The sequence below is a fragment of the Pseudomonas frederiksbergensis genome, from assembly GCF_017114915.1.
GTDB classification, from domain to species: Bacteria; Pseudomonadota; Gammaproteobacteria; order Pseudomonadales; family Pseudomonadaceae; genus Aquipseudomonas; species Aquipseudomonas frederiksbergensis_I.
Map to the genome: position 1 here is coordinate 223,774 of NZ_JAAUOE010000004.1, position 26,443 is coordinate 250,216.

Annotated in this window: 30 protein-coding genes and 1 pseudogene; 23 read left to right on the forward strand and 8 right to left on the reverse strand. The window is 58.6% G+C overall.

Annotation, left to right across the window (positions count from 1 at the left end; genetic code table 11):
• The first annotated feature begins 106 nt into the window (after nt 1-106).
• From HCU66_RS05265 to HCU66_RS05280, 4 genes are all read left to right on the forward strand, one after another.
• A complete protein-coding gene (locus HCU66_RS05265) occupies nt 107-718 on the forward strand; it encodes a LemA family protein (protein ID WP_205887476.1) in 612 nt (203 codons plus the stop codon).
• Between the two features lie 43 nt (nt 719-761).
• The gene (locus HCU66_RS05270; RefSeq protein WP_205887477.1) at nt 762-1,502 is read left to right on the forward strand and encodes a TPM domain-containing protein; all 741 of its coding nucleotides are present in this window, start codon (nt 762-764) and stop codon (nt 1,500-1,502) included.
• 48 nt (nt 1,503-1,550) lie between these two features.
• The gene (locus HCU66_RS05275; protein ID WP_205887478.1) at nt 1,551-2,168 is read left to right on the forward strand and encodes a TPM domain-containing protein; all 618 of its coding nucleotides are present in this window, start codon (nt 1,551-1,553) and stop codon (nt 2,166-2,168) included.
• A gap of 125 nt (nt 2,169-2,293) precedes the next feature.
• Entirely contained in the window at nt 2,294-3,508 is a 1,215-nt protein-coding gene (locus HCU66_RS05280; RefSeq protein WP_205887479.1) for a class I SAM-dependent methyltransferase, read from the forward strand.
• Between the two features lie 104 nt (nt 3,509-3,612).
• Here the strand turns inward: HCU66_RS05280 and HCU66_RS05285 are convergent, their stop codons facing one another.
• Nucleotides 3,613-4,503 (reverse strand): DMT family transporter, encoded by an 891-nt coding sequence (locus HCU66_RS05285; protein ID WP_205887480.1) that lies wholly within the window; start codon nt 4,501-4,503, stop codon nt 3,613-3,615.
• A gap of 213 nt (nt 4,504-4,716) precedes the next feature.
• On the opposite strand from HCU66_RS05285, the gene HCU66_RS05290 reads away from it, so the two are divergent.
• From HCU66_RS05290 to HCU66_RS05300, 3 genes are all read left to right on the forward strand, one after another.
• A complete protein-coding gene (locus HCU66_RS05290) occupies nt 4,717-5,298 on the forward strand; it encodes a DJ-1/PfpI family protein (protein ID WP_205887481.1) in 582 nt (193 codons plus the stop codon).
• 14 nt (nt 5,299-5,312) lie between these two features.
• The gene (locus tag HCU66_RS05295) at nt 5,313-5,612 is read left to right on the forward strand and encodes a ribbon-helix-helix domain-containing protein (RefSeq protein WP_205887482.1); all 300 of its coding nucleotides are present in this window, start codon (nt 5,313-5,315) and stop codon (nt 5,610-5,612) included.
• Between the two features lie 147 nt (nt 5,613-5,759).
• Entirely contained in the window at nt 5,760-6,104 is a 345-nt protein-coding gene (locus HCU66_RS05300; RefSeq protein WP_205887483.1) for a YegP family protein, read from the forward strand.
• A 58-nt stretch (nt 6,105-6,162) separates the two neighbouring features.
• Here the strand turns inward: HCU66_RS05300 and HCU66_RS05305 are convergent, their stop codons facing one another.
• Nucleotides 6,163-7,182 (reverse strand): DUF4917 family protein, encoded by a 1,020-nt coding sequence (locus HCU66_RS05305; RefSeq protein WP_205887484.1) that lies wholly within the window; start codon nt 7,180-7,182, stop codon nt 6,163-6,165.
• Nucleotides 7,183-7,338: 156 nt separating this feature from the next.
• Between HCU66_RS05305 and yiaY the strand changes: the two genes are divergently transcribed.
• The 10 genes and pseudogenes from yiaY (at nt 7,339) to HCU66_RS05350 (ending at nt 16,376) form a co-directional block, all read left to right on the forward strand.
• Nucleotides 7,339-8,487 (forward strand): L-threonine dehydrogenase, encoded by a 1,149-nt coding sequence (gene yiaY, locus HCU66_RS05310; protein WP_205887485.1) that lies wholly within the window; start codon nt 7,339-7,341, stop codon nt 8,485-8,487.
• A 69-nt stretch (nt 8,488-8,556) separates the two neighbouring features.
• Nucleotides 8,557-9,465, forward strand: coding sequence for a LysR family transcriptional regulator (locus tag HCU66_RS05315; protein ID WP_205887486.1), 909 nt, complete (start codon nt 8,557-8,559; stop codon nt 9,463-9,465).
• Between the two features lie 150 nt (nt 9,466-9,615).
• Nucleotides 9,616-10,809: a CaiB/BaiF CoA transferase family protein gene (locus HCU66_RS05320; RefSeq protein ID WP_205887487.1), complete on the forward strand. Its 1,194-nt coding sequence runs from the start codon at nt 9,616-9,618 to the stop codon at nt 10,807-10,809.
• Entirely contained in the window at nt 10,806-11,732 is a 927-nt protein-coding gene (locus HCU66_RS05325) for a hydroxymethylglutaryl-CoA lyase (RefSeq protein ID WP_205887488.1), read from the forward strand. Before HCU66_RS05320 ends, HCU66_RS05325 begins: the two co-directional genes overlap by 4 nt.
• Nucleotides 11,733-11,919: 187 nt before the next feature.
• Nucleotides 11,920-13,251, forward strand: coding sequence for an MFS transporter (locus HCU66_RS05330; RefSeq protein ID WP_205887489.1), 1,332 nt, complete (start codon nt 11,920-11,922; stop codon nt 13,249-13,251).
• A 210-nt stretch (nt 13,252-13,461) separates the two neighbouring features.
• Nucleotides 13,462-13,878 (forward strand): fosfomycin resistance glutathione transferase, encoded by a 417-nt coding sequence (fos, locus tag HCU66_RS05335; protein ID WP_205887490.1) that lies wholly within the window; start codon nt 13,462-13,464, stop codon nt 13,876-13,878.
• A gap of 64 nt (nt 13,879-13,942) precedes the next feature.
• Nucleotides 13,943-14,062, forward strand: a pseudogene (locus tag HCU66_RS05340) (LysE family translocator); the annotation flags it as partial.
• 114 nt (nt 14,063-14,176) lie between these two features.
• Nucleotides 14,177-15,526, forward strand: coding sequence for a sensor domain-containing protein (locus HCU66_RS05345; protein WP_205887491.1), 1,350 nt, complete (start codon nt 14,177-14,179; stop codon nt 15,524-15,526).
• 116 nt (nt 15,527-15,642) lie between these two features.
• The gene (locus HCU66_RS27055) at nt 15,643-15,798 is read left to right on the forward strand and encodes a stress protein (RefSeq protein ID WP_241015366.1); all 156 of its coding nucleotides are present in this window, start codon (nt 15,643-15,645) and stop codon (nt 15,796-15,798) included.
• Between the two features lie 74 nt (nt 15,799-15,872).
• Nucleotides 15,873-16,376: a DUF4142 domain-containing protein gene (locus tag HCU66_RS05350; protein WP_205887492.1), complete on the forward strand. Its 504-nt coding sequence runs from the start codon at nt 15,873-15,875 to the stop codon at nt 16,374-16,376.
• Nucleotides 16,377-16,658: 282 nt separating this feature from the next.
• Here HCU66_RS05350 and HCU66_RS05355 read toward each other — a convergent pair whose 3' ends face one another.
• Together HCU66_RS05355 and HCU66_RS05360 are read right to left on the reverse strand one after the other, a co-directional pair.
• Complete coding sequence (locus tag HCU66_RS05355) at nt 16,659-17,198, reverse strand: AidA/PixA family protein (protein WP_205887493.1); 540 nt, start codon at nt 17,196-17,198, stop codon at nt 16,659-16,661.
• 125 nt (nt 17,199-17,323) lie between these two features.
• The gene (locus tag HCU66_RS05360) at nt 17,324-17,827 is read right to left on the reverse strand and encodes an inclusion body family protein (RefSeq protein ID WP_205887494.1); all 504 of its coding nucleotides are present in this window, start codon (nt 17,825-17,827) and stop codon (nt 17,324-17,326) included.
• A 399-nt stretch (nt 17,828-18,226) separates the two neighbouring features.
• Here HCU66_RS05360 and tam point away from each other — a divergent pair, with 399 nt between their 5' ends.
• A complete protein-coding gene (gene tam, locus HCU66_RS05365; RefSeq protein ID WP_205887495.1) occupies nt 18,227-18,997 on the forward strand; it encodes a trans-aconitate 2-methyltransferase in 771 nt (256 codons plus the stop codon).
• Between the two features lie 50 nt (nt 18,998-19,047).
• On the opposite strand, the gene HCU66_RS05370 is transcribed toward tam, so the two are convergent.
• The 3 genes from HCU66_RS05370 to HCU66_RS05380 form a co-directional block, all read right to left on the reverse strand.
• The gene (locus tag HCU66_RS05370) at nt 19,048-19,455 is read right to left on the reverse strand and encodes a type II toxin-antitoxin system HicB family antitoxin (protein ID WP_008074516.1); all 408 of its coding nucleotides are present in this window, start codon (nt 19,453-19,455) and stop codon (nt 19,048-19,050) included.
• A 36-nt stretch (nt 19,456-19,491) separates the two neighbouring features.
• The gene (locus HCU66_RS05375) at nt 19,492-19,671 is read right to left on the reverse strand and encodes a type II toxin-antitoxin system HicA family toxin (protein ID WP_007984690.1); all 180 of its coding nucleotides are present in this window, start codon (nt 19,669-19,671) and stop codon (nt 19,492-19,494) included.
• Nucleotides 19,672-19,939: 268 nt separating this feature from the next.
• Nucleotides 19,940-20,275, reverse strand: coding sequence for a hypothetical protein (locus tag HCU66_RS05380; RefSeq protein ID WP_205887496.1), 336 nt, complete (start codon nt 20,273-20,275; stop codon nt 19,940-19,942).
• A 309-nt stretch (nt 20,276-20,584) separates the two neighbouring features.
• On the opposite strand from HCU66_RS05380, the gene HCU66_RS05385 reads away from it, so the two are divergent.
• From HCU66_RS05385 to HCU66_RS05405, 5 genes are read left to right on the forward strand one after another with little or no spacing between them, the layout of a single operon-like run.
• Entirely contained in the window at nt 20,585-22,147 is a 1,563-nt protein-coding gene (locus HCU66_RS05385; protein WP_205887507.1) for a cytochrome c oxidase subunit II, read from the forward strand.
• A gap of 49 nt (nt 22,148-22,196) precedes the next feature.
• Nucleotides 22,197-23,972, forward strand: coding sequence for a cytochrome c oxidase subunit I (ctaD, locus tag HCU66_RS05390; RefSeq protein WP_205887508.1), 1,776 nt, complete (start codon nt 22,197-22,199; stop codon nt 23,970-23,972).
• Nucleotides 23,969-24,655: a cytochrome c oxidase subunit 3 gene (locus HCU66_RS05395; RefSeq protein WP_205887497.1), complete on the forward strand. Its 687-nt coding sequence runs from the start codon at nt 23,969-23,971 to the stop codon at nt 24,653-24,655. Before ctaD ends, HCU66_RS05395 begins: the two co-directional genes overlap by 4 nt.
• A gap of 6 nt (nt 24,656-24,661) precedes the next feature.
• On the forward strand, nt 24,662-25,375 hold the full coding sequence (locus HCU66_RS05400) for a heme-copper oxidase subunit III family protein (RefSeq protein ID WP_205887498.1): 714 nt from the start codon (nt 24,662-24,664) through the stop codon (nt 25,373-25,375).
• A gap of 13 nt (nt 25,376-25,388) precedes the next feature.
• Nucleotides 25,389-25,706 (forward strand): cytochrome C oxidase subunit IV family protein, encoded by a 318-nt coding sequence (locus HCU66_RS05405; RefSeq protein WP_205887499.1) that lies wholly within the window; start codon nt 25,389-25,391, stop codon nt 25,704-25,706.
• A 56-nt stretch (nt 25,707-25,762) separates the two neighbouring features.
• Here the strand turns inward: HCU66_RS05405 and HCU66_RS05410 are convergent, their stop codons facing one another.
• Nucleotides 25,763-26,317: a magnesium transporter gene (locus HCU66_RS05410; RefSeq protein ID WP_205887500.1), complete on the reverse strand. Its 555-nt coding sequence runs from the start codon at nt 26,315-26,317 to the stop codon at nt 25,763-25,765.
• Between the last annotated feature and the right edge of the window lie 126 nt (nt 26,318-26,443).

A 26,443-nucleotide genomic window follows, 5' to 3' on the forward strand; every position in this document is an offset into this window, starting at 1 on the left:
CATTGGCTCGCTGCAATCCAGTAGCGGCGCAGATTATGCCCCAAGAGCCGGGCTCAGAGTTCGCCGGTTGTTTTATCAACGCAATGTGCAAGGGAGCATCAACCAGATGAATGTACGACACCCCTATCGCTCGAGCCTGCAGGTTGCAGCCTTGATGCTGCTGACCACACTGTTGGCCGGCTGCGGCATCAACACGATCCCGACCCTGGATGAACAGGCCAAGGCGGCCTGGAGCCAGGTGCAGAACCAGTACCAGCGCCGTGCCGACTTGATCCCCAATCTGGTGGAAACCGTTAAGGGCTATGCCCGGCACGAACAGGAGACCCTGACGGCGGTGATCGAGGCCCGGGCCAAGGCGACGTCGATTCAGGTGGATGCCAGCACGCTGGATAACCCCGAAAAACTCAAACAGTACCAGCAGGCGCAGGATCAACTGACCGGCGCGCTGAGTCGGTTGATGGTGGTGTCCGAGCGCTATCCGGACCTCAAGGCCAACCAGAACTTCCTGGCGCTGCAATCGCAACTCGAAGGCACCGAGAACCGAATCGCCGTGGCGCGTCGCGACTTCATCCTCGCGGTGCAAAAATACAATACCGAACTTCGCACCTTCCCCGGTCGCTTGTGGCACACCGTGATGTACAGCGATTTGCCGATCCGCGAAACTTTCGAGGCCACAAGCCCCGGTGCCGAGAAGGCGCCTGAAGTGAAGTTCCAGTAAGCGCCGGAACGGGCTTGAAGTGCCACCAAGGATGAGGTTGCCAATGCGTGTGTTGAAAGTGGGCCTGGTGTTGTTGCTCTGGGTGTTTGCCCTGATGGTCCAGGCTGAGTTGAAGTTCCCGGAACTGACCGGACGGGTGGTGGACAACGCCGCGATGATCGAGCCCGTGGTGCGCGAGCAGCTCGCTCAACAGCTTGATGCCCACGAAAAAACCACCGGCGAGCAGTTGGTGGTGGTCACGTTGGCGGACTTGCAGGGTGCCGACATCGCGGATTTCGGCTATCAACTGGGACGCTACTGGGGCATTGGCCAGAAGGACAAGAACAACGGCGCGCTGCTGATTGTCGCGCGTGCCGAGCGAAAATTGCGGATCGAAGTCGGTTATGGCCTGGAAGATCGCCTGACCGATGCGCAGAGTTCGGTGATTATCAACCAGGTGATCACGCCCGCGTTCAAGGCCGGCAATTTCAGCAAGGGCATCAGCGATGGCGTTTCGGCGATGTTGGTGGTGCTGGGAGGCAATCCGCTGGACGAGCCGTCGACGGTGTATGAGTCGCGTGGCAGTCAGGAGAGCGATTTCGTTGCGCGGCATCCGGGGTTGTTCGTGATCCTGGTGCTGCTGTTTATCCTGACGGTCTTCGTCGGCCAGATGTTCGGTATTCTGCCAAGTGGAGGGGGTAGAGGCCGGGGCGGTTTCGGTGGTGGAGGTTTTGGCGGCGGTGGTGGGGGCTTCAGTGGCGGTGGGGGCAGTTTCGGCGGCGGCGGTTCGTCGGGCGGCTGGTGATGACACGGCAGGAAACATAACAACAATAGCGAGCAGGCACTCATAAACATGGCATTACTGACTGAACACGAACAACGCAAAGTCGCCGAGGCGATTGCCCAGGTCGAGCGCGACACCGACGCCGAACTGGTGACGGTGCTGGCGGCCCGCGCCGACGACTATGCGTACATCCCGCTGCTCTGGGCCAGCCTGCTGGCGCTGGTGGTGCCAGGTATCGTGCATTACCTGACCGGTTGGCTGACCATGCACAGCCTGTTGCTGGTGCAATGGGTCAGCTTCATCGTGTTGTGCCTGGTGTTCCGCATTCCGAAAGTCACCACGCGCCTGATCCCGCGCTCGGTCCGGCACTGGCGTGCGTCGAACCTGGCGCGTCGGCAGTTCCTGGAGCAAAACCTGCACCACACCGTGGGCAGCACCGGCATGCTGATTTTCGTCTCCGAGGCCGAGCGCTATGTGGAGATCCTGGTGGATGAAGGCATTTCCAAACGGCTGGACAACAAGAACTGGGACTCCATCGTGGCGGCGTTTACCCAGCAGGTGAAGCAGGGGCAGACGTTGCAAGGCTTTGTGACGTGCATCGAGGCGTGCGGCGAGTTGCTCAAGGTGCATGTGCCGGTGACCCAGGTGCGCAATGAGTTGCCGAATCGGTTGGTGGTGTTGAGCTAAAGACTCGCAGGCTGCGTCTGCTGCTACGGATCACACCGTTCGGTAAATAACTGCGTGTCCCGAACGGCCATCCCCCCTAAAATACCCGCCATTCCCCGATTCGCACCGCCGAGGCCGTTTTTTCCATGTCCGTCACCGCCACTCCCGCCAGCCTCGCGCCGGATCACCACGCCCAGTTCATCGACCTGCTGCAAACCAGCCTCGAGCAGAACGCCTTCATCAAACTGGTGCTGGCCAAGTACGTCGGTAGCGAGGCGGACTTGCAGCGGCTGATCATCAAGCAGCTGACGGTCAAGGATCAGCCGTGCCTGTCCTTCGTCTACCGCTACAAGACCCGCGACATCACCAAGAACCTGCCGGTTGCCGAAGGCGTGGCGACCATTGCCGCGCTGTTGCCCGCATCGTTCAAAAATGCGCATTTGCTGTCATTGACCGACGAAGCCCAGCTCGAATACAGCAAAAAGGGCAAATCTTCGCTGTTCAAGAGCAAACCCCAGCAATTGCGTGAAGTGCCGTCCGCCGAGCACAACCGCGAGAAGAACCGTTTCCTCGACCTGAGCCGGCCGTTCCTCAAAGACCTCGGCGTGACCAACGCCCAGCATGAACTGATCCCGGCGATGTCGCGCAAGTGGAAGCAGATCAACAAGTTCATCGAAGTCTTCAGCCATGCGCTGACCTCCTCGCCACTGGCGCTGGACAAACCGGTGCGGGTGGCGGATTTCGGCTCGGGCAAGGGCTACCTGACGTTCGCGATCCACGATTACCTGCGCAACACCCTGAAAGCCGAGGGCGAGGTGACTGGCGTCGAGCTGCGCGAAGACATGGTCAAACTGTGCAACAGCGCGGCGGCGAAGCTGGAGCATCCGGGGCTGGTGTTCAAATGCGGTGACGTGCGCAGCGTCGCGCCGAGCGAGCTGGACGTGATGATCGCCCTGCATGCCTGCGACATCGCCACCGACTATGCGATCCACACCGGCATTCGTTCCGGCGCTGCGATCATCATGTGCTCGCCGTGCTGCCACAAACAGATCCGCCTGCAAATCCAGAGCCCGGCGCTGCTCAAGCCGATGCTGCAATACGGCCTGCACCTGGGCCAGCAGGCGGAAATGGTCACCGACAGTTTGCGCGCACTGTTTCTGGAAGCCTGCGGCTACGAGACCAAGGTGTTCGAATTCATCTCACTGGACCACACCAACAAGAACAAGATGATTCTGGCGGTCAAACGCGCCGAGCCGGTGAACCCGGCTCAACTGTTGGTGAAGATTCAGGAGCTGAAGGATTTTTACCACATCAGCGAACATTGCCTGGAAACATTGCTGCGGGCTGACGGTTACCTCTGATCGCTGCCACGGGACGACGGTCGCCGCTAATTCTGTAGGAGCCAGGCTTGCCGGCGAAGGCGATTGAGAGGACGCCTTCGCCGGCAAGCCTGGCTCCTACAGGGTTAGGCCGTCGCAACACGCGCAGGTTGTACCGCCGTCTTGCGCCCCAATATCACCGTCACGATCACCCCGGCGGCAAACAGCCAGGTAATCGGCTCGACGTGCTCACCGAAGAACAACGCCGAAAACGCGATGGTGAAGAAGATCTGCAGCAACTGGATCTGACTGACCCGGGCAATGCCACCCATGGCCAGCCCGGCGTACCAGGCAAAGAACCCGATGAATTGCGAAAACAGCGAGACATAACCGAAGGCCCACCAGGTCCTGGCCGAAATCTCGCCCTGGTGTTGCAGCGCCAGGTACAGCACCGGCCCGATCAGCAGCGGCGTCGACAGCACCAGCGCCCAGCAGATCACCTGCCAACCGCCCATCTCCTTGGCCAACCGGCCGCCTTCGGCATAACCCAACCCACCCACGGCAATCGCCCCGAGCATCAGCAAGTCACCGGCCTGAATACTGCCGGCGCCGCTGATCAGCGCATAACCGAGCACCAGCGCACTGCCCAGTGCGGCGCAGATCCAGAAGGCTTTCGACGGACGCTCATGGGACAGCCACGCGGCATACAGCGCCACGCACAGCGGTTGCAAGCCGTTGACCAGTGCGCCGTGGGAGGCGGGCAACGTCTGCATGGCCCAGGCCGACAGCACCGGGAAGCCGAGGATGACGCCTGCGATCACCAGCGTCAGGCCTTTGACCTGTTTCCAGGTGGGCCATTTTTCCCGGCGCCACAGCAACAAAAGCGCCGCCGGAATCGCCGCGAACAGCGCACGGCCCAGGCCGTTGAGCAGCGGATGGAGTTCCTGTACGACGATCCGTGTGAAGGGCAGGGTCAGGCTGAAGATAATGACGCCGAGCAGGCCGAGGGCCATGCCGGTGTTTTCGCGCGAGGACATGATGGCAACCAGAATCGAGGGTGGCGGGAAGAGCCTTCATCTAGCCATAAACCGCAGGGGACGATCTGTTACAGCTAGACGCAGAGTTATCCATACAGTTTGCGGACGCCATCGCGGTCCATCAGGTAGTAGCTGGTTATTACCCGACCCGCCGGATAAGGACTACCTTGAATACTCCTGCAGGCCCACGCATTTTCCAGAGGAGTCCTCCCCATGGCGGCTAAAAAAATTCTGATGCTGGTTGGCGATTACGTCGAAGACTACGAAGTGATGGTGCCGTTCCAGGCGCTGCTGATGGTCGGCCACACGGTGCATGCCGTTTGCCCGGACAAAACCGCCGGCCAGACCGTGCGCACCGCGATTCATGACTTCGAAGGCGACCAGACCTACAGCGAAAAACCCGGTCACCTGTTTGCCCTGAACTTCGATTTCGCCAAGGTTGATGCGACGGACTACGACGCATTGCTGATCCCGGGCGGTCGTGCGCCGGAGTACCTGCGCCTGAACGAAAAAGTCCTGGCGCTGGTGCAAGCCTTCGATAAGGCCGGCAAACCGATCGCCGCCGTGTGTCACGGTGCGCAACTGTTGGCCGCCGCCGGGATTCTTGAGGGGCGCGAGTGCAGTGCCTACCCGGCCTGTGCCCCGGAAGTGCGCCTGGCTGGCGGCACGTACATCGATATCCCGGTGACGCAAGGTCACGTTCAAGGCAATCTGGCCACTGCCCCGGCCTGGCCGGCACACCCGAGCTGGCTGGCCGGTTTCCTCGGGTTGCTGGGCACCCAAATCACGCTGTAACGAGGGACCTGTTCATGTGCGAGCTTTACGTCAAGGCCGATCCGATTCTCTACGAATCGCGCTCCCGCTCGCTGCGCATCTGCGGGGTGGTGACCACCCTGCGGCTGGAGAATCAGTTCTGGGACATTCTCAGCGAAATCGCCGAGGTCGACGGCATGACCACCAATCAGTTGATCGCCAAGTTGTATGAAGAGGTGATGGACTACCGCGGCGAAGTGGTGAATTTCGCCTCGTTCTTGCGGGTCAGTTGCATGCGCTATTTGAGCCAGCGCCGGGTGGCTGTGCCACAGATGAGTGTGGTGCGGTCGGCCTGAACATCGAAAAATCGCGGGCTTCGCCAACTCCTGCAGAGGTATGCAACCTCGTGTAGGCGCTGGCGAAGCCTGCGATCTTTTGATCTTGCCGTTGAGGTGGTCTTTACTCTGAAGCGCGAAACCTATCAATCGCCAAGGAGTACAAACATGTCCGGATGGTACGAAGTGAGCAAAACCAGCAATGGTCAGTTCAGGTTTGTGTTGAAAGCTGCCAATGCCGAAACCATTCTGACCAGCGAGTTATACACCACGCGCAGTGCGGCCGATGGCGGTATCGCCTCGGTTCAGGCCAACAGCCCGCTGGACGAACGCTACGAGAAAAAAAGCACCAAGGACGGCCATCCTTACTTCAATCTCAAGGCTGCCAACCATCAAATCATCGGCAGCAGCGAGTCCTACTCATCCGACGCCGCGAGGGAGAAGGGCATTGCCAGCGTCAAAGCCAATGGCCCGACCACGGTGATCAAGGACAAGACCTTGCCGGTGTTCTGAGCACAGCATCCAACTCCCCTTCGCGGGCTTGCCCGCGATGGTGTCAGCCGCGTCGCCGCTAAACCTCGACTGGAACTGTGAGCTTAGGGTTACCGAGCGCATGGGTTTTCGAATCAAAAAACCGCAACGCCACCCCCGTCCCCTCGAACACCTTCGCGTAATGCCGCTTCTGATGCTGGATGAACGCCTTGCTGCGCGGGTAAATCGAAATCGCCACCGCTTTCGGCTTCGCCTGGCGCAACGCATGAACAATGTGACTGTCCTGCTCGCCAAGGGCATGCCCGAAGATGCACAACCCGTCGCCATGGCCCAGTAACTGGTCGTAGCAGAACGACAGGTAATCCGAGCTGCGAATGGTTTTGAGCTTGTCCTGCGCCGGGCCTTCATTGACGAACAGCGGCACGTCGTCGAGGGTCTTGATCGTATTGTTGATCGCGAAATTGCCCAGCAACGTACCCTCGGTCGACATCAGTTTGCGCGCCGTGCCGTCCTGATTGCGCACCAGATGCAGGCCGCCGTGCAGGTACAACAAACGTGGCTTGTCGGTGGCGCTGGCGCTCAGGTCGAAACCCGGCTCGGTCCCCTGGAACAGATCGGTCATGACGTCAGGCCGATGCTGGATCGCCCAATGGTTGAGCAAGTCGTAGTTGGTGGTGAACACCGTCCGATAGCTGCCCAGTTCCTGATTGATCGCCATCAGTGTCGAGGCTTTCACCAGCCGCCACGGGATGTGCACCGCGTGCACGCTGTTGATCAGCGCTTCCTTGATCGCGTAATAGCGATTGCGCGGTGCCGCGGAGCTGACGGCCAGGGCCTTGTTGACCCGGCTGGTGGTCTTCAGCGCGCCAAGCACCTGCTCGAAACTGCGCGTCTGCATCGCGTCGAACACGCTCAGTTCGGATTGGCTCAGAGGCTTTTCTTCGACGGTGCGGGCGTTTTCGAACAGCGAGTCATAGCCGAAGTCGTCCCATACCGCACGACTGGCGCCATTACCCACCAGCAGGCCGCCGAACGAGGCGGTGGTGCGCAAGGCGTTCCAGTCTTCAAGTTGGGCATCGACATCCTGGAAATCGGTCATTGCGATCAAAGTCTCAAAGCAAAAGGTCTGATGGACGGCGACTTTATCACGACCCGGACTTGAGCCAGATCAAGTTACCGCACGACTAATGGGTCGATCCTGTGCGCTCCCGCCAAACCGGCGCTGCCGATTCGGTTTCAGCCAGGAGACTTGCGCATGAGCAGTACGTTTTTCATCCCCGCCGTGAACATCATGGGCACCGGGTGCCTCGACGAAGCCATGGACGCCATTGGCAAGTATGGTTTTCGCAAGGCGTTGATCGTCACCGACGCCGGGCTGGCCAAGGCTGGCGTAGCGGGCATGATCGCCGAGAAACTGGCGATGCAGGACATCGACTCGGTGATTTTCGACGGCGCCAAGCCGAATCCGAGCATCGCCAACGTCGAATGCGGTCTGGGCCTGCTCAAGGAAAGTCGCTGTGATTTCGTGGTGTCGCTGGGCGGCGGTTCGCCTCACGACTGTGCCAAGGGTATCGCTTTGTGCGCCACCAACGGCGGGGCGATTCGTGACTATGAAGGTGTCGATCAGTCGACCAAACCCCAGCTGCCGCTGATCGCGATCAACACCACCGCGGGCACCGCCAGCGAGATGACCCGTTTTTGCATCATCACCGACGAAACCCGTCACGTGAAAATGGCCATCGTCGACCGCAACGTCACGCCGCTGCTGTCAGTCAATGACCCAGAGCTGATGGTCGCCATGCCCAAGGGCCTGACCGCCGCCACTGGCATGGACGCACTGACTCACGCCATCGAAGCCTACGTCTCCACGGCGGCCAACCCGATTACCGATGCCTGTGCGCTGAAAGCCATCACGTTGATCAGCTATAACCTGCGCCTGGCCGTGCGTGACGGCAATGACCTGCTCGCGCGGGAAAACATGGCTTATGCGCAATTCCTGGCGGGTATGGCGTTCAACAATGCGTCCCTTGGCTACGTTCATGCCATGGCTCACCAGTTAGGCGGCTTCTACGACTTGCCCCATGGCGTGTGCAACGCGGTGCTGCTGCCCCATGTGCAAAGCTTCAATGCGTTGGTTTGCGCCGATCGCCTGGCCGATGTGGCCCGCGCAATGGGCGCTGACATTCGCGGGTTCAGCGCGGAAGAAGGGGCGCAAGCGGCGATCGTGGCGATCCGCAACCTGGCCAGGGACGTGGACATTCCCGCTGGTTTGCGTGAGCTCGGTGCCAGGCTCAATGACATTCCGGTCCTTGCCGCCAACGCGCTGAAAGACGCCTGCGGACTGACCAATCCACGGGCGGCGGATCAGCGGCAGATCGAGGAGATTTTCCGCAGCGCGTTCTAACCACGGCACGGTCGGTAACAGAGGACGCTATGCTGCGACTTTGTCCGAGCCAACATTGCCGAGAGCCTGATGCTGCCAAAAAGCCTGATCCGCCGCCTCGACCTGATCACTCTCCAGCTGTTTGTGGCCGTTCACGAAGAGGGCACCTTGACCCGTGCCGCCGCCCGCGAAGCAATCGCGGTGTCGGCGGCCAGCAAGCGCTTGATGGAACTGGAACAAGTGCTGGGCATCAGCCTGTTCGTGCGTCAGGCCAAGGGCATGACCCTGACGCCGGCCGGTGAAACCCTGCTGCATCATGCCCGGCAGATGTTGTTCAACGTCGAAAAGATGGGCCTCGAACTGGGCGAACACAGCCACGGTGTGCGCGGTTATGTGCGGATGCTCGCCAATCTGTCGGCGATCATTCAGTTCCTGCCCGAAGACCTGCGGGACTTTTCCGCGCGCCATCCCCAAGTCAAGACCGACCTCGAAGAACGCCCCAGCAGTGGGGTGATTCAGGGCGTGCTCGATGGCGTGGCGGACCTTGGGATCTGCTCCAGCGACAGCGACGTCAAAGGTCTGCACAGTGTTCTTTATCGCCAGGACAAACTGGTGGTGCTGATGCCGGCCGATCATCCGTTGGCGAGTCGTTCGACCCTGGCTTTTGCCGACACGCTGGACAGCGATTACGTCGGTCTGCATTCGGCCAGTTCCATCAACATGCGCACCCATGCGGCCGCGCGCAAGGCCGGCAAGGTGCTGAGGCTGCGGATTCATGTGCCGGGGTTCGACGCCATGTGCCGGATGGTCCAGGCCAACATGGGCATCGGCATCCTGCCGCAAAAGGCTTACGAATTGTTTGGCCGGGCGTTGGGTTTGCACGCGGTGCCGCTAACGGATGACTGGTCGGATCGTGCGTTGATTCTGGTGGTGCGCGATGAAGCGGCGTTGTCGCCGGTGAGCCGGATGTTGTTTGAGCAGTTGCGTGGGCAGGTCTGAACATTCTCTATTGGATGGGCGGCCTCATCGCGAGATCCTCCAGCCTGGCGTTCGCGTTTCGCGAACGGTCGTTGCCAACTGAAGGTTGGATTCCTTGGTACTCGGTCCTCTAGCCTTGGCTCATATTCCAAGAACAAGAGGTATCCCGCGATGACTGCCCCCTTGAGTGCAATCAAAGTGATCGAGATCGGCACGCTGATCGCCGCGCCGTTCGCCGCGCGCATGCTGGCCGAGTTCGGCGCCGAAGTGATCAAGATCGAAGCCATGGGCCAGGGCGATCCCCTGCGCAAATGGCGCAAGCTGCACGAAGGCACTTCGTTGTGGTGGTACCTGCAATCGCGAAACAAGAAGTCCCTGGCGCTGAACCTGAAATCTCCCGAAGGCATCGAACTGGTCAAGCAACTGGCGACCGACGCCGATGTGCTGATCGAAAACCTGCGCCCCGGCGCCCTGGAGAAGCTCGGCCTGGGCTGGGACGTGTTGCACGCCCTCAACCCCAACCTGACCCTGGTGCGCATCTCCGGTTACGGCCAGACCGGCCCGTACCGTGATCGTCCGGGTTTCGGTGCCATCGGCGAGGCCATGGGCGGGATTCGCTACACCACCGGCACCCCCGGTTCACCGCCGGCCCGAGTGGGCGTGAGTCTGGGTGATTCGCTGGCTTCGCTGCACGCGGTCATCGGTGCCTTGATGTCGCTGCTGCGGGTCAAGACCGGGCAGGGCGGCGGGCAGGTGGTGGATGTGTCTTTGGCCGAAAGCGTGTTCAACGTGATGGAAAGCCTGGTGCCGGAATACGACATGCAGGGTCATGTGCGTGAGCGCAGCGGCGGGGCGTTGCCGGGCATTGCGCCGTCCAACACCTACCTGACGGCCGACGGTGCCTACGTGGTGATCGCCGGCAACAGCGACCCGATCTACAAGCGCCTGATGACAGTGATTGGTCGGGTCGATCTGGCCGACGCGCCGGAGTTCGCCCATAACGATGGCCGCGCCGCCAGAAGCAACGTGCTCGACGCTGCAATCACCCATTGGACCAGCAGCTTGCCGATCAACGAAGTGTTGTCGGCCCTGGAAGCCGCCGAAGTCCCGGCCGGACGCATCTATTCGGTGGCCGATATCGTCGCCGATCCCCACTATCAGGCGCGGGACATGCTGCTCAACGCCGAACTGCCGGGTGGTGCCACAGTGAAGATGCCGGGCATCGTACCGAAAATGTCGGAGACCCCCGGCGGCGTGAACTGGTCGGGGCCGAGCCTGGGTCAGCACACCGACGGCATCCTCTTAGGGCTGGGGCTGACTGACCAGGACATCGAACGCCTGAAGGCTGAAGGGGTGGTGCAATGATCACTGATTATTCCCAGACGCTGATCGTTCAGGAAGTCTCCCCGCGTGACGGTTTGCAGATCGAGCCGACCTGGGTCGAAACCGTCGACAAGATTGCGCTGATCGATCAGCTGTCGCTGGCGGGGTTCAGCCGCATCGAAGCCGGTTCGTTCGTTTCACCCAAGGCGATTCCCGCGCTGCGCGATGGCGAGCAGGTATTCAAAGGCATTGCCCGGCGGCCGGGCGTGATCTATGTCGCGTTGATCCCCAACCTCAAAGGCGCGCAACGAGCACTGGACTCGGGTGCCGACGAGCTGAACCTGGTGATGTCCGCCAGCCAGACCCACAACCTGGCGAACATGCGGATGCGCTGCGAGGCGTCATTGGCGGCATTTGGCGAAATCGTCGAGTTCGTTCGCGGCACGCCGGTGCGGCTCAACGGCAGCATCGCCACGACCTTCGGTTGCCCGTTCGAAGGCAGGATCGATGAGGGCCGGGTGCTGCAGATTATCGAGGCTTATCAGGAGCTCGGGATTCAGGGCATTACCCTGGCGGACACCACCGGCATGGCCAATCCGCGGCAGGTCGATCGCTTGGTGCGACGGGTGTTGCAGCGGGTTTCACCGGCTGATCTGACCCTGCACTTCCACAACACTCGCGGCCTCGGCCTGTGCAACGTACTGGCCGCCTATGAGGCCGGTGCCCGGCGCTTCGACGCGGCCCTCGGCGGCCTTGGCGGTTGCCCGTTCGCGCCGGGTGCCTCGGGCAATATCTGCACCGAAGATTTGGTCAACCTGTGCGATGAAATCGGCATTCACACCGGCATCGACCTGCCGTTGTTACTGAAGTTGTCCCGAGGATTGCCGGCGTTGCTGGGCCACGAAGTGCCCGGGCAGCTCGCCAAGGCCGGACGCAATTGCGACCTGCACCCCACGCCTTCCTGACTCACCGAACAAACCCTGTAGGAGCGAGGCTTGCCCGCGAAAGCGGTTTGTCAGTCGCCATCAATGCTGAATGGCAGACCGCCTTCGCGGGCAAGCCTCGCTCCTACAAAAAGCGCGTTCACTGAACACCTCAACCAGACAACAAAAACAATCGGACGCCCACGGGAAGTCTGCCTGGAGAAATACTATGAGCCTCAATGTACTGGAGGCGGGTGCGAGCCCGTCCGTTAGCCACGACGCCGAAAAAGCCCTGGTCCGCAAAGTCGCCTGGCGACTGATGCCGCTGATCATGGTCTGCTACCTGTTCGCATTTTTCGACCGCATCAACATCAGCTTCGCCAAGTTCCAGCTGCAGGCTGACCTGAGCCTGAGCGACACGGCTTACGGCCTCGGCGCCGGGCTGTTTGTAGTCGGTTATGTGATCTTCGAAGTACCGAGCAACATGATGCTCTACAAGGTCGGCGCGCGGCGCTGGATCGCCCGGATCATGATGTCCTGGGGTGTCGCCACGGCCCTCATGGTTTTCGTCAACAGCGAATGGCAGTTCTACGTCCTGCGCTTCGTGATCGGTGCGATGGAGGCGGGTTTCGCCCCGGGTGTGCTGTATTACCTGACGCTGTGGTTCCCGCAGCATTATCGTGGGCGCATCACTTCGATGCTGTTTCTCGCGTCGGCATTTGCCGGGCTGGTCGGCGCACCGTTCTCCGGGCTGGTGCTGCAACACCTTGATGGCTTCCTTGATATGCGCGGCTGGCATTGGCTGTTTCTGCTCGGTGGCGTGCCTTGCATCGGCCTCGGCTTGCTGGTGCTGACCTTACTCAAGGACCGCATCGAAGACGCCCACTGGCTGACGCCGTCGGAGAAGACGCTGCTCGCCAGCCGTATCGCTCACCACGAACCCCACAAGAGCGGTGGCTCCTTGCTGGCAGCGCTGCGGATCCCGGGCTTCCTGACGTTGGGGCTGATCTACTTCCTGATTCAGGTGGCATCCTACGGCTTGAATTTCTGGGCACCGCAACTGATCCGCAGTGCCGGCACCGAGAGTCCGGTGATGATCGGTTTGCTGACCTCCATTCCCTACATCTGCGGCGCCATCAGCATGGTGGTGATCGGGCGGTTGTCCGATGCCACCGGTGAGCGGCGCAAGTTTGTCGCAGGTCTGGTGGCAGTCGGCGCGGTGGGGTTCTTCTGTGCAGGAATCTTCGCTAATCACACGACGTTCCTGATTGTCGCCCTGGGCTTGCTCGGTGCCGGGATCATCGCATCTATCCCGAGCTTCTGGACCCTGCCGCCGAAACTGCTGGCCGGTGCCGGGGCGGGCGCCGCTGGCGGGATCGCGGTGATCAACACCCTTGGCCAGTTCGGTGGCATCGTCAGCCCGGTCATGGTCGGGCGGATCAGGGACCTGACCGGCAGCACCACCCCGGCGCTGTATGTCATCGGTGTTGCTGCGTTGATCGCCGCTGCGCTGTTGCTTTGGGGGTTGCCGCAGAAGTTGCGTACGCTCGACAAGTTCTGAGATTTTCTGAATTAGAAAGACCGCTTTCGCGAGCAAGCTCGCTCCTACATCTGACTGAGTTCCAAAGTGGGGCACGGTTAAATGTCGGAGCGGGCTTGCTTGCGAAGACTGATTCACAACCAACAAAGCCCTGATGGTTCTACGCTCAAGGGCGTTTCAGTTGTACCCTCCGTTCGCAACCACCCAGAGAGACTCAAGGTCACTAAACCCATGCTAACCGGCCTCAACCACCTGACCCTCGCCGCCACCGACCTGAACTGCAGCGTGGCGTTCTATCGCGATCTGCTGCAATTTCAGCTTGAAGCCACTTGGGACACCGGGGCCTATCTGTCGCTACCCGGTCTGTGGCTGTGCCTTTCACTCGATCCGCTGCGCGAATCCGCGTCTGCCGCCGACTATACCCATTACGCCTTCAGCATCGGCGCTGAGGACTTCCCGTTGTTTGTCGAACATCTGCGATCCGCCAACGTGCGGGAATGGCGGGACAACCGCAGCGAAGGTGCGTCGTTCTATTTTCTCGACCCGGACGGGCACAAGCTTGAGGCGCATGTCGGGGATCTGGCGTCGCGGTTGGCGGCTTGTCGGCACCGGCCCTATGCGCGAATGAAGTTCTTCGACGATCAGTGAGTCGATATTCCAGAAGCTGAGATAGACTTGCGTGCGTTCATCCAAGTGCTTCAAAGGACTCGATTTGAGCTTCATTGGTGGCCTTTTGGCCTACGCTATTGTCATTGGCATCGTCGGTGCGCGTCAGGTGCGTACGTTGTATCAGCGTCGTGAACTGGCGATCACCCGCTTTTGCGGAGTGATGAACAAGGCTTGAGGCCGAACGCAGGGATGCGTCGGCCGTACGTCATCGCTTGGGCGTATGACCGGTCAGGGAGGTTTGTTCAACGTTGCATTGTCCGGACATGCTCTCGGCATTATGGAAACCAGAAATTCCGCGCCACTGGCGAGCTACATCGATCTCTTGCTGGACGCCGTCTGTGCGGTGGATAAACAAGGTCGCTTCGTATTTGTCAGCGCGGCCTGCGAGCGCATTTTCGGTTACACCCCCGACGAGTTGATCGGTCAGCCGATGATCGATCTGGTGCATCCCGCCGACCGACAGCGCACCCTCGATGCCGCGCGGGAGATCATGGGGGGCGAGCCCAAGCTCAATTTTGAAAACCGTTACCTGCGCAAGGACGGCCGGGTGGCGCATATTCTCTGGTCGGCACGCTGGTCGGAGGTCGACCAGTTGCGTATCGCCGTGGCCCATGACATCACCGAGCGCAAACAGGCCGAGTCCCGGCAAGCGGCGTTGTATGCAATCTCCGAAGCCGCTCACGCGACGGAAGATTTGCTGGCACTGTTCAAACGCATCCATTCGATCATCGGCGAATGGCTCCCGGCGTTGAATTTCTCCGTGGCGCTGTATGACGAACACTGCAAACAGCTGAATTTTCCCTATCACGTCGACGACCATGAGCCGCAACCCGAGCAGCCCGGGACGGTGACCGGGCGTTTGTGCGCCGAAGTGATTCGCAGTGGCCAGCCGATCCTGCTGACCCCGGATCAGGACAATCCGCCGCTGGGGTTTGCGGCGCTGTTCGCAGGCCAGGATTCGCCCTGCTGGCTGGGCGTGCCGTTGAATTCGCAGAACGGCACCATAGGCGCGCTGATCGTCAAAAGTATGCCGGGCGGCGAGCGCTACACCGAGCAAGACAAGGAGCTGCTGCAATATGTTTGCGCCCAGGTCGCGACCGCGATCGAGCGCAAGCAATTGCATGCCCGGCTCCAACGCATGGCCCAGTACGACCAACTGACTCAGTTGCCCAATCGCGAGTTGCTGCGCGATCGCCTCAAAGCCTCGCTGGCGCGGGCCCGGACAGAGTCCGGTCGAATGGCGTTGCTCTATGTCGACCTCGACCGCTTCAAGCAAGTCAACGACACCTTCGGTCATGCCGTCGGCGACATGCTGCTGCAAGCGGTCGCCAATCGGCTCAAGGGCTGCGTGCGCGAAACCGACACGGTGGCGCGCATTGGCGGTGATGAGTTTGTCGTGTTGTTGCACAGCATCCACGCCGCGGAAGACGCCGAGAATGTGGCGGGAAAAATCCGCCAGGTGCTGTTTCAGCCCCTGCGCCTGGACGGGCACAACCTGAACATCCAGCCGAGCATCGGCGTCGCGCGATACCCCGAGCACGGCACCGAAGAAAAGCAGCTGTTCAGGTATGCCGACGAGGCGATGTACGCCGCCAAGCGTCAGCATCACCTGCGTCTGGGGGCCTGAAAGTCCGTCACCGTTCGTCGCGGCGTTGCCAGGTTTTCTAAACCTTTTGAGGCATTGAAATTCATATCCTATGCGGGCGACTGCTCGCTGTGATCATCAGCAAGAGGATGAGAGCCATGCCTACTTCAAAAAATCCGAGCCCGGGTAGCGCCATCGATCGAACGAAGGTGTCTGAAGCCGGTCGCAAAGGTGGGAAAACTACCACGACGACCGTTGATAAAGAGCCTGCGAAAGGCGGCATGGGCCGCAAAGGCGGTCAGAAATCTCGGTAATAGGTGAAGGTAGTTTTGTTTAATAGACGGGGGCGCAAGCTCCCGTTTGAATGTTCAAGAAGGAGGGCGCGACCATGAGTCGGATGGCCACCCGTTTACGCAATGCCGGTTTTGCCATGTTACTGGGCTTGTGTGCCAGCAGTGCCTTTGCCCAGTCCCCCGCCGAATTCATCAACGACGCGTCGGCCAAAGGCATGGCCGACATCGAAGCCAGCCGCCTGGCGCACCAGAAAACCGAATCCAAAGAGGTCAAGGATTACACCATCGTGGTGATCAACGATCGCACCACCGCCAACCAGCATCTGGCGAAAATTGCCAAGCAACTCGATTTGCCGATCGCGCCGCGCGAAGAGGTGGTCGACAAGGCCAAAGCCTTGATGCCCCAGGTGAAGGACGATGCCTCTTTCGATCAGGCGTACGTCGCCAGTCAGGTGAAAACTACCCAGGAAGCCATCGAGCAGCTCCAACAACAAGCGCAGACCACGGACGTGCCGCAAATCAAAGCGTTCGCCGAAGAAACCCTGCCCAAGCTGCAAAACCAGCTGCAAATGGCCAGGGCACTGCAAGCCAGTCGCTAGTCAGCCTGCTGCGCGAGTGATCGGCGTCACCCGCGAGGCGTGGCTCAGCATTGGTTCAAATCCTGCTTTTTTGTTTCCTCGACGACGGTGCCATCCAGGGAAATCGTTTCACCTTCACCGAGGTTGCGATATTTCTTTCTCAACGCTTCCAACTGAACCACTTTTCGTAGGAGCCAGCGGTGCGGCGATCCGACTTGCCGGCGAAGGCGCACTTAAGGACGTTTTCGCCGGCAAGCCTGGCTCCTACGAGGCCCCTGAGGCCGGTTTTTTGTGCAAAACCGTTCACGCCGACAGCGTCACCTCAGTCTTCCAGCTGAAATACCCGAGGGCTTCGCAGCGCTGGTTGATCAGCATGAAGCTCAACTCGCAGGTTGCCACGCCTGTGCTCAGTTGCGAGCACTCCCAATAATGATCATCGGCTTGGTGGCTACCCGGCTGGTTCGGGTTGGCGGGATCGGGCGCGGGGACTGTCTGGTCGCCGTGGACGATCAGTTTGGGCGGCGAAAGGATCCCGGCATCGTCCACCGTGATGTTGTGGAATACCACGCTGTGTTCGGCCAGCAAACTGACGGTCCTGCCGCGAATATGAAAGAACTTTCCGTTGTGGGTGGTTAGCGTGATTTTATTGTCATTTTTAACACTTTCTGCTGCCGTCATAGCGCTGATGGCGAAGATGAAACCATCTTCAATCACCGTCGGCTTTTGCGGGTCAAGGCTGGGTTGCGGATAGCGGGAAAGCAGCGATTCGGCATCGACGATCAGCAGCACGCTATTGGCGGTCACGGCGCTCGCCGGAGGGGAGGTAATCGGTTCGGAAGTCATCATGGATTCCTTTCATGATGTTGACGCAAAACGGTAGCCGCTTCGGTTCAAGCAAGACATCCTGTTCCAGCCGAGGCGGCAACGAACTGGGGTGACCCCTCGTTGCCAAGGGGCCGAATCCATCATCAGTTATGGATGGAAATGAACGGGTCCCACGAACAGCAGCCGATAATCTGGCAGTTGCGGTCGACGATCAGGAAGTTGAAGTGGTAGGTCACACGACCACACGCCAGGGTTTCCGAGGACCAGTAGTGGTTGTCGACTTTCTGGCAGCTCGGCACTGACGGATTGCTGGTGTTGGGTACCGCAACGCACGCGGTAGCGCGGCGCGGCGAGGGTGGGGAGATCAGGTCGTTGCCTGCGTTGCCGATGAACTTGTAGAAAATTACCGCGGTTTCGAAGCTCTGGGACAAGCTGGTTTCACGCCAACGAATCAGATCGCCGACCTGGGCCTTGAGGTCCAGCTCGCCACCGGCCTGGCCGCTGACCACATTATCCTGATTGGTGACCATGTAGACGTGTTTCCAGTCGATCAGCGTCGGCGCAGCAGGATTCTTGCTGATGTTCGGGTAGTTTTTCAGAATGGTTTCAGTGTCGATGGAAACAAGTACATCCGTGACTCGAGACATAATAAAGCTCCTTTGAACATAGTGATGGTCTGGCTACTGACCAGGCACGACAACGCTTGCCTGCCTTGTGGCCATTGCGAACACACTACTGGGGAACCCACTCGATCACGGGGTACGAGCTGGCCTTGCTCCTTGCCTTGAAATGACGGGTTGGGTTCCTTCCAACAGGCCGCGATAGGACTATAGATGCCATTTTTTTACTGTCAAAATCGCTTTGCCTTTCCGTCGACGAACGGTCCTCTTGGTTATGATTTCCAACGATTTGGCGATAAGGAAAGGATTATTCAGATCCCCTGTGCCCTCCAAAAGTCGGGATAGGGCAGAACACACCGATCGATGTATCGTAGCGAACCGGTTGTCTACCCCAGGCTGCAATAACGCACCCGACAGGAGAGCGATATGAGTTGGTCCGCCAAACAATACGTAGCTTTTGAAGATGAGCGCACGCGCCCGGTGCGTGACTTGCTGGCCGCCATCCCCACAAAGGACGTGCGAGCAGCCATCGACATCGGTTGTGGCCCAGGTAATTCGACTGAGTTGCTGGTGCAGCGTTTTCCCGATGCAGCGGTGCGTGGGCTGGACAGTTCGACCGATATGATCGAGGCCGCCCGCAAGCGCTTGCCTCACGTAAATTTCGACACCGCTGACATTGATACCTGGAACGAGACCGGCCCGTTCGATGTGATTTTCGCCAACGCGGTGCTGCAGTGGGTGCCGGATCACGCCAGGCTGCTGCCGTCACTGGTGTCCCGGCTCGCGCCCGGCGGCAGTCTGGCGATCCAGATGCCCGATAACCTCAACGAACCGTCGCACCGATTGATGCGCGAGGTCGCAGCGAACGGCCCTTGGGCTGACAAACTGGCCCGTGCCGCTGGCCAGCGAACGGAAATGGTGGATGCAGGTGGCTACTACTCGATGCTGCGTGCCCATTGCACCCGGGTCGATGTATGGCGCACCACTTACTATCATCCGCTCGCGGATGGCGCATCGGGCGTGGTCGAGTGGTTCAAGGGCTCCGGTTTGCGGCCTTTTCTCGAACCGCTGGATGACGCGCAGCGGGCGCACTATCTCAAGCAGTATCAAGCGGCAATCGAGCAAGCCTATCCGGCGCTGAGCGATGGTTCAGTGCTGCTGCCGTTTCCGCGGTTGTTCATGGTGGCAACGCGCTGACGATCAAAGGGACACCTGTGTCCCTTTGATTTACCCGATATTCAGGGCCATCAGCCCTGCTGCAAAACCTTCAGTGCCGCCGAGGCCAGAAACCCGGAGCGACTTTTCTCTTCCGGATGGTGCAATACGTACTCATCAATGCGGTTGAGCAGATAGCCGGGCAGGGTGATGTTGAGTTTCTGAGCCTTGCCCAGGTATTTGGTGACATCGATATCCACCACGGCCCACGTGCACCCTGCGTACTGCGGATTGGCCGCATGCAGGGTCACTTTGTTGGCGGGCGGAATCGGTGATCCGTCTTCGGCCAGAATCTCGAAATGGCCTTCGATGGCTTCGCGAGCCATGGCCATGGCGTCATCCAGATCCTCCCCGGCGGAGAAGCAGCCGGGAATATCCGGTACCTCCACGCCCCAGGCGTGTTCGTCATCACCCATGGAAATCGCAATGGGGTAAAGCATGTTCGTTATCCTCCGAGGGCGCAGTCCATCGGTTCTTCAGAGCAGCGCCTGTTGCAAAATACTGATGGCCGTTTTTTTCAGCAGATCCTTTTTCGGATGGGGAACCGTTACCAGTCCCGGCTTGGTCGGATGCTTGAAGTGATGGTGGCTCCCCCTGATTCGTACCAGATACCAGCCGTCCGCAACGATTTGGCTTATCAAAAACCGGCTATTCACATCACCTCCCTGTGGTGTGCTTGTGGTTACTATACCTACTGAAAATCGCTAATCAACACTATAACCACCTATGCATCCTGAATACGGATGAAAGAACGGCATGAAACGAGTCTAGAGGGCATGTCGCGTTGGTTTGGGGGAGACCCCGTCTTCTGTATTGCAGGGTTTTGCCGCTAGGCTGAAGGGTGAGGGGCGCGCCAATTTCGGGTACAAAAAAACCGGCCACTTCGGACCGGTTCTTGTGTTCCCCGAGAATCACGCCGTAGCTTTACAGCAGCTGATCAATCAATACCGCATTGGTATAGATCAAGCTGCCATCGCTCGCTCGATGCCCGACCATATGGAACTGACCGCGCTCGTGGTGCAAGTAGACACGCATTTGGCAGTCGGACAAGGGGCCGTATCCCTCTGGCAACATCAAATCCAACGTATTCATGTCGACATCGACCATGGCTTCACGCTCATGAGTCTTCTGCAGGCGTTCTTCAGCTTGCTCCAGACGCAGATGGAGAGGCCCATCGACGTCAAAACTGATCTCACCCATCGGGGTGGATTTTTGGTCGGGGCTGGTTTTGCACCAACCTTCGATCGTCAGGGTACTCATGACGAAACCTCCGTCGTGGACTGGACTCGGTGGCGCTTGCCTCTTCTCAATGCCATCACTTATCTGACGACTACGCATAGGCAGGGTTCGTCTTTGGGGCTGCTTCTGGCCGAACTCTGCCGTCCGTCATCTGAAATTGAGTATAGCCGGCAACCGGGCCTCGCTTGCCAGCCTCACGGTACAGCCCGATGGCTCTATACTTCTTACTGACTTTGCCACCCGGACGGGTGGTAATTGTCTGCCCTGCTTGGACGTCAGCGGCGATGCTTTGGCATAACCAATGAGCAACAGGAACAGGATGAAGAGAACATGGCAATAGCAATTATCTTGATACTAATCGTTATTGCATCAGTACTCTTCCATCTACTAGCGCCTTGGCATGCGACACCGGCAGCTTCCAACTGGGGGTCAATAGACACCACCCTGTTCATCACCTTGGTCATTAGCGGAATATTCTTCATCGCCATTACGGTTTTTATGGCGGTTGCCGTGATGCGTTATCGTCACAAGGAGGGTTCCAGGGCACACTACCAGCCAGAAAGTAAAAAGCTGGAATTATGGTTAATTATCGTGACCTCGATAGGTATCGTCGGGATGTTGGCACCAGGTCTGGTTGTTTACAGTGATTTCATCCGGGTGCCGAAAAATGCTTATGAACTTGAAGTGGTCGCCCAGCAGTGGCAGTGGGCCTTTCGTTTTCCCGGCCAGGACGGGAAGTTGGGCAAGTCGGATATAAAGTTTGTTGATTCCGTCAATCCCCTTGGCCTTGATCCCAAAGATCCTGCCGGGCAGGACGATGTGCTGATAAAAAGAAATGAAATTCGCCTTCCACTCGATAAGCCGGTGAAAGTTTTACTGCGCTCTAAAGATGTACTGCACAATTTCTATATACCGCAAATTCGCAGCAAGATGGACATGGTGCCGGGGATGGTGTCGTACTTTTGGTTTACGCCGACTAAAACCGGGAAGTATGAAATCCTTTGCGCTGAATATTGTGGCGTAGGTCATTACAACATGCGCGGCCAGATGATCGTGGAAGAGCAGGGCACCTTCGATCAATGGCTGAACAGCCAACCGACGTTTGCGCAAACATTAACGACAGCTGCCAAACCCGGTCAGGACAGCGTGCTGGAAAAAGGTCGCCTGCTGGTCGAACAATACGGCTGCGGTGCCTGCCATAGCCAGGATGGCAGTAGCAGTCTCGGTCCGGGATGGAAGGGGCTGTACGGCCGCACTGAACAGTTTGCCGATNAATACGGCTGCGGTGCCTGCCATAGCCAGGATGGCAGTAGCAGTCTCGGTCCGGGATGGAAGGGGCTGTACGGCCGCACTGAACAGTTTGCCGATGGCACCAGTGCACTGGTCGATGAGGCCTACCTGAAAGAGTCCATTCTCGATCCGAAGGCCCGACTGGTACAGGGCTACCCGCCGGTCATGGTGGCCTATACTCTCAATGACGATGAACTGGGTGCTGTCGTCGCCCTGATCAAATCACTGGGTGCCGCGCAACAAGAGCCCTCTGCCAGTGAAAAGTTGGACAGAGGTGATGACTTGGCGACGCAGGGGCAACGGCTGGCCGAGTCGCTCGGCTGTCTGGCCTGCCACAGTGTCGACGGCAGCAAGGGTGTCGGTCCCAGCTGGCAGGGCCTGTATGACGAGACCGTAACCTTTGCCGACGGTACGAGTATCAAGGTCGATGAGGGCTATATAAAGGACTCAATTCTTAATCCCAGCGCCAAAATCGTCAAAGGCTACGCAGCCGTCATGCCGGCCTTTACGCCGAGTGATCAGGAGTTGAGCGCACTGATCGCTTTTATCAAGTCCAAGGCGAACGCCGGCGCTGATGCGAGCGAGGCACAACCAGGAAAGTAGCCGTAAAGGAGCCAGAAACTCACCGAAACTTCAGCAGGAGGATGACGTGATGGCCTATGCGGAGCAAGCCGAAACAGAAGCGCTACACGAGCCAAAAAGTTTCCTGACCAAATACATCTGGAGTCAGGACCACAAGGTCATAGCCATTCAATATTCCTTGACGGCTCTGTTCGTGGGTCTTGTCGCCATCGTGTTGTCGGGCTTGATGCGCATACAGCTAGGCTTTCCCGGCAGTCTGGAGTTCATGGACGCCAGTGCTTACTATCAGGCGATGACCATGCACGGCATGATCATGGTCATTTATTTGCTGACGGCCTTGTTTCTGGGGGGCTTCGGTAACTATCTGATCCCGCTGATGGTGGGCGCCCGCGACATGGTCTTCCCCTATGTCAACATGCTGAGCTACTGGTTCTATCTGGTGGCGGTAGTGGTGTTGCTCGCCAGTTTCTTTGTCCCTGGTGGCCCTACCGGTTCAGGCTGGACGCTTTACCCGCCACAGTCCATTACTCAGGGAACACCGGGGGTCGAGTGGGGCATCGTCCTGATGCTCGTCTCACTGGCGATTTTTATTGTCGCCGCCACCATGGGCGGTTTGAACTACGTCACCACGGTGTTGCAGGCGCGCACGCACGGCATGACATTGTTTCGCATGCCGCTCTCCGTATGGGGCATCTTCATGGCCTCGATCATGGCCTTGCTGGCCTTCCCGGCGTTGTTTGTCAGTGCGGTCATGATGCTGTTTGACAAGCTGTTGGGCACCAGCTTCTTCATGCCGGCGATCGTCTCGCTGGGGCAGCAGCTCGATCACCAGGGTGGCAGCCCGATCCTGTTCCAGCACCTGTTCTGGTTCTTCGGCCACCCGGAGGTCTACATCGTTGCTCTGCCTGCGTTTGGTCTGGTCTCCGACTTGATCAGCACCCATGCGCGTAAAAACATCTTCGGCTACCGAATGATGGTGTGGGCGATTATTGCGATTGGCGTGCTCAGCTTTGTGGTCTGGGCGCACCATATGTATGTCAGCGGAATGAACCCGTACTTCGGCTTTTTCTTCGCCGTCACCACCTTGATCATCGCGGTGCCGACTGCGCTGAAAGTCTATAACTGGGTGCTGACCCTATGGCGGGGCGACATCCATCTGACCGTGCCGATGCTCTTTGCCCTGGCCTTTATCGTCACCTTCCTGGTCGGCGGCCTGACCGGCTTGTTTCTCGGCAATGTGATCGTGGACATTCCGCTCTCGGACACCTATTTCGTCGTCGCCCATTTCCATATGGTCATGGGGGTCGCGCCGGTACTGGTGGTGTTCGGCGGCATTTATCATTGGTTCCCGAAAGTCACCGGGCGCATGTTGAACGATACCCTGGGCAAGCTGCATTTCTGGATTACCTTTCTAGGCACTTACGCCATCTTCTTTCCCATGCACTACCTGGGGTTCCAGGGCATGCCGCGCCGTTACTACGCTTATGAAAACTACGCGTTCATCCCGCAGTCGGCGCAAGAGTTGAATGCCTTTATTACGGTGGTCGCCTTGATCGTCGGCGTTTCCCAGTTACTGTTTCTGTTCAATCTGGCCTGGAGTGCATTTAAAGGTAAGCCCGCAGGCAGTAATCCCTGGGGCGCGGCCAGCCTGGAATGGCAAACGCCGAACACCCCGCCGAAACATGGGAACTGGGGAGAGAAACTGCCGGTCGTGCATCGCTGGGCCTATGACTACAGCGTGCCGGGGATAGAACAGGATTTCGTTCCGCAAACGGTCTCCGCCGAGGAGCTGGAGCAAATGCGGCAACTGAGTGCCGGAACTAAAATCGCGGACGTTAAAACATGAACAGACTGCTCTTGAGAAACGCCGATGGCGCTGACCCCGGCGGTAGTTGGAATCGCGATCCTGAAGGCATTCAGGCTGCCGCTGATAAAAGCCAAACTGCAAGAGTAGGCCTGCGCTTGTTTCTGGCTGTGGTGAGTTCGTTGTTCTTTCTCTTCCTGCTCGCCTTTATCGCCCGCTCACAAATGGCCGACTGGCTACCCCTGACAGACCCCTTGGCGCCGTTAGCCAATCCATGGCCACTGTGGGTGAATTCGGCTTTTCTGGTATTGAGTTGCATCGCGTTGCAGTGGTCGCGCATGGCGGCCCGACGGGCTCGACTGGACGCGACGGTCATGGGTTTTGTATTGGGGGGCGTATTTGCAATTGCCTTTCTGGTGGGGCAACTCTGGGTCTGGCAGCAGTTTGTCGCCTGGGGCTACTTTGTCGCCAGCAATCCGGCCAACAGTTTCTTCTACCTGTTGACCGGTGTGCACGGGATTCACCTGCTGGGCGGGTTGATTGCCTGGGGCAGAACCATCGCCAAATTCCTGCGTCACGTGCCGTTGCCGCAACTTCGCGCCAGCGTAGAACTCTGTGCCATCTATTGGCATTACTTGTTGGGTCTTTGGTTCGTGCTATTCGCGCTGCTGACCAGCACGCCGCAAACCTATGAAACCATCGCCAGATTCTGCGGCCTGAGGTGAAAAACCATGGCATCGCACCCGCAAGCCCCAAGCGAGTCAAGTTCAACCAATCCACCAGGCTCACCGCTTGTACCAGGATGGGAGGGCATCGCCAGCGACTGGGCCTCGGACAGGGAGGCTTTCAAGCAGGTCCCCTGGGGCAAGGCGATGATGTGGATATTCCTGCTCAGCGATACGTTTATATTCACCTGTTTTTTAACCGGCTACATGTCGGTACGCATGACCATCACCGCCCCTTGGCCGAACCCGAGTGAAGTGTTCGCGTTGACGATCGGTGGAGTAGAAATCCCGCTTATTCTGATCGCTATCATGACCTTCGTGCTGATCAGCAGCAGCGGCACCATGGCCATGGCCGTTAACTTCGCCTATCGCCGTGATCGCGCGAAAACCACTGCCCTGATGCTGGCGACCGCTGCCTTGGGTGTGACCTTCGTCAGCATGCAGGCATTTGAATGGAGCAAGCTCATCGCAGAAGGGGTGCGTCCCTGGGGGAATCCCATGGGCGCGGCGCAATTTGGTGCCAGCTTTTTCATGATTACCGGTTTCCACGGACTGCACGTTTCAATCGGCGCTATCTACCTCAGCATTGTGGCGATGAAAGTATTGCGAGGAGATTATGAACGCTCCGGAAACTATCAGAACGTCGAGATAGCCGGGCTTTACTGGCACTTCGTGGATCTGGTGTGGGTGTTTATTTTTGCCTTCTTCTATTTATGGTAGAGGAGCACGGGTCATGGCACATGCTCAGGGTCAACAACATCCGATTGGTTTGTATCTCAAAATCTGGGGGCTGTTATTCGTCCTCAGCACGATGTCATATCTCGTCGACTATTTTCACTTCCATGGCTACCTTCGGTGGGCCCTGATTATCACGTTCATGTTGTTGAAGGCAGGCTTGATTGTCTCCATCTTCATGCACATGGCTTGGGAGCGGTTGGCCTTGGTCTACGCGATATTGGTGCCACCCTTGTGTTTGCTGGTGCTCGTCGGACTGATGGCCACCGAGGCGGACTATGTTTTACTCAGCCGGATCAATTTCTTCGGCCAATAAACAACTTCCGGATGGCCTTGAGCCTCCGGAGGCTGCCCCTGCATTAATGGCGTTATTTATATCGTTCGCTTGAACTGATGCCATTTGTGCAGCCAGGCGACTGTCCAGTGAGGGGCTGCCGTTCCCGTGCCGGCGATCCTCAGCTTTGGATGATGTTCGATGACCCGGTCCAATACCGACTCCTGATTCGGTTCAACATCCACGAACAAGATATGTTTTCCCTCTTCTACCATCTGTTTGAAACTGCGGAAGTGAGCATTTGGCACCTGGAAACCAAAAAAACCGCCTTCCCAGACGCAGAAGCCAAATATAACAATGGCAAGGAAAATAAACGGCACCCAGCCTGCGGCAGATTCGGTCCAGCCCATCCAATAGGCGCCGCCAAGGACCAGCGCCGCGAGTGGCACACCAACCACCGCACCAATCTCGCCAGAGTGAACAGCATCCTGTTTCATTAACGAGTTAACCTCGTGGAGGTGATGTTCTTCAACATCAGCAACCTCTTCACTGAGCACATGAATTTGTTCGGTATTGATGCCGTTGGCTTCCAGTTCATTTTCAACGGCTTCGAGATCGTCGAGATTGTCACTGATGTAATAGTGTCGATTCATGCCACACCTCCCATCTCGTGTTAGCGGCAGGCCTCCTCTGTCCTGCAGCTGTTAACTGAGATTTGCAGTCGGTATCTGTGCCCGTGGGGAACGTTGCACACTTCATGCAATCCGTAGGAAGTATAG

What these genes read in the sequence shown, in the direction of transcription:
- HCU66_RS05265 (WP_205887476.1), top strand. Translation starts at nt 107, where the DNA reads ATGAATGTACGACACCCCTATCGCTCGAGCCTGCAGGTTGCAGCCTTG.
- HCU66_RS05270 (WP_205887477.1), top strand. Translation starts at nt 762, where the DNA reads ATGCGTGTGTTGAAAGTGGGCCTGGTGTTGTTGCTCTGGGTGTTTGCC.
- HCU66_RS05275 (WP_205887478.1), top strand. Translation starts at nt 1,551, where the DNA reads ATGGCATTACTGACTGAACACGAACAACGCAAAGTCGCCGAGGCGATT.
- HCU66_RS05280 (WP_205887479.1), top strand. Translation starts at nt 2,294, where the DNA reads ATGTCCGTCACCGCCACTCCCGCCAGCCTCGCGCCGGATCACCACGCC.
- HCU66_RS05285 (WP_205887480.1), bottom strand. Translation starts at nt 4,503, where the DNA reads ATGTCCTCGCGCGAAAACACCGGCATGGCCCTCGGCCTGCTCGGCGTC.
- HCU66_RS05290 (WP_205887481.1), top strand. Translation starts at nt 4,717, where the DNA reads ATGGCGGCTAAAAAAATTCTGATGCTGGTTGGCGATTACGTCGAAGAC.
- HCU66_RS05295 (WP_205887482.1), top strand. Translation starts at nt 5,313, where the DNA reads ATGTGCGAGCTTTACGTCAAGGCCGATCCGATTCTCTACGAATCGCGC.
- HCU66_RS05300 (WP_205887483.1), top strand. Translation starts at nt 5,760, where the DNA reads ATGTCCGGATGGTACGAAGTGAGCAAAACCAGCAATGGTCAGTTCAGG.
- HCU66_RS05305 (WP_205887484.1), bottom strand. Translation starts at nt 7,182, where the DNA reads ATGACCGATTTCCAGGATGTCGATGCCCAACTTGAAGACTGGAACGCC.
- yiaY (WP_205887485.1), top strand. Translation starts at nt 7,339, where the DNA reads ATGAGCAGTACGTTTTTCATCCCCGCCGTGAACATCATGGGCACCGGG.
- HCU66_RS05315 (WP_205887486.1), top strand. Translation starts at nt 8,557, where the DNA reads ATGCTGCCAAAAAGCCTGATCCGCCGCCTCGACCTGATCACTCTCCAG.
- HCU66_RS05320 (WP_205887487.1), top strand. Translation starts at nt 9,616, where the DNA reads ATGACTGCCCCCTTGAGTGCAATCAAAGTGATCGAGATCGGCACGCTG.
- HCU66_RS05325 (WP_205887488.1), top strand. Translation starts at nt 10,806, where the DNA reads ATGATCACTGATTATTCCCAGACGCTGATCGTTCAGGAAGTCTCCCCG.
- HCU66_RS05330 (WP_205887489.1), top strand. Translation starts at nt 11,920, where the DNA reads ATGAGCCTCAATGTACTGGAGGCGGGTGCGAGCCCGTCCGTTAGCCAC.
- fos (WP_205887490.1), top strand. Translation starts at nt 13,462, where the DNA reads ATGCTAACCGGCCTCAACCACCTGACCCTCGCCGCCACCGACCTGAAC.
- HCU66_RS05345 (WP_205887491.1), top strand. Translation starts at nt 14,177, where the DNA reads ATGGAAACCAGAAATTCCGCGCCACTGGCGAGCTACATCGATCTCTTG.
- HCU66_RS27055 (WP_241015366.1), top strand. Translation starts at nt 15,643, where the DNA reads ATGCCTACTTCAAAAAATCCGAGCCCGGGTAGCGCCATCGATCGAACG.
- HCU66_RS05350 (WP_205887492.1), top strand. Translation starts at nt 15,873, where the DNA reads ATGAGTCGGATGGCCACCCGTTTACGCAATGCCGGTTTTGCCATGTTA.
- HCU66_RS05355 (WP_205887493.1), bottom strand. Translation starts at nt 17,198, where the DNA reads ATGACTTCCGAACCGATTACCTCCCCTCCGGCGAGCGCCGTGACCGCC.
- HCU66_RS05360 (WP_205887494.1), bottom strand. Translation starts at nt 17,827, where the DNA reads ATGTCTCGAGTCACGGATGTACTTGTTTCCATCGACACTGAAACCATT.
- tam (WP_205887495.1), top strand. Translation starts at nt 18,227, where the DNA reads ATGAGTTGGTCCGCCAAACAATACGTAGCTTTTGAAGATGAGCGCACG.
- HCU66_RS05370 (WP_008074516.1), bottom strand. Translation starts at nt 19,455, where the DNA reads ATGCTTTACCCCATTGCGATTTCCATGGGTGATGACGAACACGCCTGG.
- HCU66_RS05380 (WP_205887496.1), bottom strand. Translation starts at nt 20,275, where the DNA reads ATGAGTACCCTGACGATCGAAGGTTGGTGCAAAACCAGCCCCGACCAA.
- ctaD (WP_205887508.1), top strand. Translation starts at nt 22,197, where the DNA reads ATGGCCTATGCGGAGCAAGCCGAAACAGAAGCGCTACACGAGCCAAAA.
- HCU66_RS05395 (WP_205887497.1), top strand. Translation starts at nt 23,969, where the DNA reads ATGAACAGACTGCTCTTGAGAAACGCCGATGGCGCTGACCCCGGCGGT.
- HCU66_RS05400 (WP_205887498.1), top strand. Translation starts at nt 24,662, where the DNA reads ATGGCATCGCACCCGCAAGCCCCAAGCGAGTCAAGTTCAACCAATCCA.
- HCU66_RS05405 (WP_205887499.1), top strand. Translation starts at nt 25,389, where the DNA reads ATGGCACATGCTCAGGGTCAACAACATCCGATTGGTTTGTATCTCAAA.
- HCU66_RS05410 (WP_205887500.1), bottom strand. Translation starts at nt 26,317, where the DNA reads ATGAATCGACACTATTACATCAGTGACAATCTCGACGATCTCGAAGCC.